The sequence below is a fragment of the Streptomyces sp. YS-3 genome (assembly GCF_045257485.1).
Classification (GTDB): Bacteria; Actinomycetota; Actinomycetes; order Streptomycetales; family Streptomycetaceae; genus Streptomyces.
Genome location: NZ_JBJHPC010000932.1, coordinates 1 through 1686 on the forward strand (window position 1 = coordinate 1; position 1686 = coordinate 1686).

The 1686-nt window shown below is 70.8% G+C and carries 1 protein-coding gene; it reads right to left on the bottom strand.

The genetic code is table 11. The features are described from left to right. Nucleotides 1-16: 16 nt before the first annotated feature. Nucleotides 17-1483: a 3' terminal RNA ribose 2'-O-methyltransferase Hen1 gene (locus ACJA3G_RS36405; protein WP_406557303.1), complete on the bottom strand. Its 1467-nt coding sequence runs from the start codon at nucleotides 1481-1483 to the stop codon at nucleotides 17-19. Nucleotides 1484-1686 lie beyond the last annotated feature (203 nt).

The following is a 1686-nucleotide window of genomic DNA, read 5'->3' on the forward strand; positions in this document are numbered from 1 at the left end:
GGCTCGTTCTCGGTGTTCATGCGGCGTTCGCCTCCTTCGCGGTCTTGGTCATCTCGAACACGGCCATCTGCGTGGGCGGCCCCACCTCGGCGTCGTCCGGCCCCACGGGCACGAACTCGACCCCGTACCCATGCCGTTCGGCCACCGACGCGGCCCAGTCGCGGAACTCCGCGCGCGTCCACTCGAACCGGTGGTCGCCGTGGCGCACATGCCCGGCCGGCAGCGACTCCCAGCGCACGTTGTACTCCACGTTCGGCGTCGTCACGATCACCGTTCGCGGGCGCGCCGCGCCGAACACCGCGTACTCCAGTGCGGGCAGCCTCGGCAGGTCCAGATGCTCGATCACCTCGCTGAGCACGGCCGCGTCGTAACCCTTGAGCCGCTTGTCCGTGTACGCGAGCGAGCCCTGCGTCAGCGTGATCCGCCCGGCCTGCCGCTCACCCATCCGCTCCAGACGAAGCCGCCGCGCGGCGATCGTCAACGCGCGCATCGATACGTCCACACCCACGATCTCGGTGAACCGGACGTCCTTCAGCAGCTCCTGCAGCAACTGACCCTGGCCGCAGCCCAGGTCGAGCACCCGGCTCGCCCCGGCCTCGACCAGCGCCGCCAGGATGGCCTCGCGCCGCATCACGGCCAGCGGCACGGGGCGCTCCTCGGTGTCGCTCGTCTCGTCCACCGCGTTGTCGATGGTCTCGACCGCGGTGTCGTCGGCCTCGGCCAGCCGCACCAGTTCGAGCCGCTCCATCGCCTGCCGGGTCAGCCCCCAGCGCCGGGACAGATACCGGCTGGTGATCAGCTTCTGCTCGGGGTGGTCGGCCAGCCAGCCGTCGCCCGCGCGCAGCAGTTTGTCGACCTCGTCGGGCGCGACCCAGTAGTGCTTGGCGTCGTCCAGCACCGGCAACAGTACGTACAACTGCCGCAGTGCGTCGGCGAGCCGCAGCTCCCCTTCCAGTACGAGCCGTACGTAACGGGACTCGCCCCACTCCGGGAACTCCTCGTCCAGCACGATGGGCTCCGCCGCGACCGAGGTCCAGCCCAGCGGCCCGAACAGCTTGTGCACGAGCTCGGCACCGCCGCGCGCGGGCAGCGCGGGCACCTCGATCCGCAGCGGCAACGGTGCCTCGGCCCGCTCCGGCAACGCGTTGCACACCCCGCGTAGCGCACTCTTGAAGACGGTGCTCAGCGCGACGGACATCAGCGACGACGCCGCGTACGGGCGGTCGTTAACGTACTGCGCCAGCGCGGAATCGGGAGCCCCGCCACGACCCTTGCCCTTGCCCCGCCGCACCAGCGCCACCGGATCCACCTCCAGGAGCAGCGCGGCCGTGCAGCGCTCCGCCGTCGCCTCGGGGTAGAGGACGTGCGCGGTGCCGTGCGCCGTGGAGAACGCCTGCGCCTTCCCGGGATGCTTGTGCAGCAGAAAACCGAGGTCGGTGGCGGGGCGTTCGGGGGTACCGGTCGTGGTGATTGTCAGGAACACGTGTTGAGTATCGCCCGGTATCTACCGCCTCTACCAGGCATTTTCCCGCGGGGGTGGTAGTGGGCGCGGGGTTCGTGCTGGGTCGTTCCTGAGGGGGCGCGGGACCCGAGCGGGTGGCTCGCCCGGACCCCTCATCCCGTTTGCGACACGAACCCCGCCAGCCGCGCAATCTCCGCCGGCCCCACCCGGCAACAGCCCCCCAC